Genomic DNA, 1,428 nt, shown 5'->3' on the forward strand with positions numbered 1-1,428 from the left:
TTCGAGCAAATACAAAGACTAGAAAGCGCATATTTACTTGAATAGACTCGCTTTTTCTTTTTCCCTTCTCCACTAAACATATTAGCGCGCCTTAGCATTTCTTCCTGCACCTGTATGAATATATCTCTTGGAATAATGGCTTCATGGTTATCTTTTACATAATATTGAGGCTCTGTTCCATCATTTTTTATACGAACTTTATTGATAAAATCTGTTGTAATTGTCTTTTGCAGTAGTGCGTCACCTATATACTTTTCATTCTCCAGAATTCCTTTTATGTTAGAAACATGCCACTTAAGATGCCCTGCTCCATTTTTTATTTTATCCCTCTGGAGTCCTGTCGCAATTTCTCTTAGACTTGATCCAGTTAGATACTCACGATAGATTCTTTTTACAACCTTAGCCTCTTCCTCATCGATAATCAGATTGCCATCTGCATCTTTGGTATAGCCTAAAAACCAGTTTGTGTTAATCTGTACTTTTCCCTCTTGATACCTAAACTGTAGACCCATCTTAACATTCTGAGATAATGAAGCTGATTCTTGCTGAGCAAGTGATGCCATAATGGTAAGAAGAAGTTCACCGCTTGCTTCCATAGTATTTATATTTTCTTTCTCAAATATGATAGGTATGTTGCTGTCTTTTAGCTGCCTTACATACTTCAGGCAGTCAATGGTATTTCTTGCAAATCTACTGATGGATTTAGTTATAACCATATCCACCTTACCGGCCATGCAGTCATTAATCATCTCATTAAAGCCTTCACGTTTTTTGGTATTTGTGCCGGATATGCCATCATCCGCATAAATTCCCGCAAATTCCCAATCACTATTTCTAGAAATATAGTCCGTATAGTGCTTCATCTGCATTTCATAACTTCCAGCTTGCTCCTCGCTATCAGTACTAACTCTACAATAAGCTACCACCTTTAACTTAGGTTTTTCTTTTTGATTACTTATCGAATTTCCCGGTCTTTTCCTAGCGGGAATAAGCATTACATTCTCATTCAACTCTATCCCTCCTTAATCAAACTATATACATATTCTGCCTGCTTATATGGATCATCAAATTTCAGCTCTGCTCTGCAGCACTTAAATTCCGTAACAGGCACAAACGCTTCTGAAGGACTAATTTCTTTGATTCTGTTCCTTTGAATCGTATTATTTTTTCTAGCTTCTTGAACCTTATTAAATAGATCTTCATCTATCAATTCTGGATAAAATTCTGTTCCAAGATATACCGTATTTCTTAATATCTTTCCAATGGAACTATGTGTTTTATCTATTCCTACAGCTTTTGCTGATGCCCTCATTGAGTTACATTCAAGATATTTTTTATATAGAGCAATCACCTTCTCAGCCTCTGGTATATAGATAACACCTTTTGCATTCTCTACTCGGTATCCATATGGTATGTGTGTCACTTTAC

General features: G+C 36.1%; 2 protein-coding genes. Both read right to left on the reverse strand.

Features of this window, described 5'->3' with window-relative positions; genetic code table 11:
- Positions 1–995, reverse strand: a 995-nt coding sequence (locus tag HMPREF2852_RS03730) for a recombinase family protein (protein WP_261668016.1), incomplete at its 3' end; no start/stop codon positions are given.
- Between the two features lie 17 nt (positions 996–1,012).
- Positions 1,013–1,428: recombinase family protein (locus HMPREF2852_RS03735; RefSeq protein ID WP_261668014.1), on the reverse strand; the 416-nt coding region annotated here is incomplete at its 5' end.

The sequence above is a fragment of the Anaerococcus sp. HMSC065G05 genome (assembly GCF_001812365.1).
In the GTDB taxonomy this organism is placed as follows: domain Bacteria; phylum Bacillota; class Clostridia; order Tissierellales; family Peptoniphilaceae; genus Anaerococcus; species Anaerococcus vaginalis.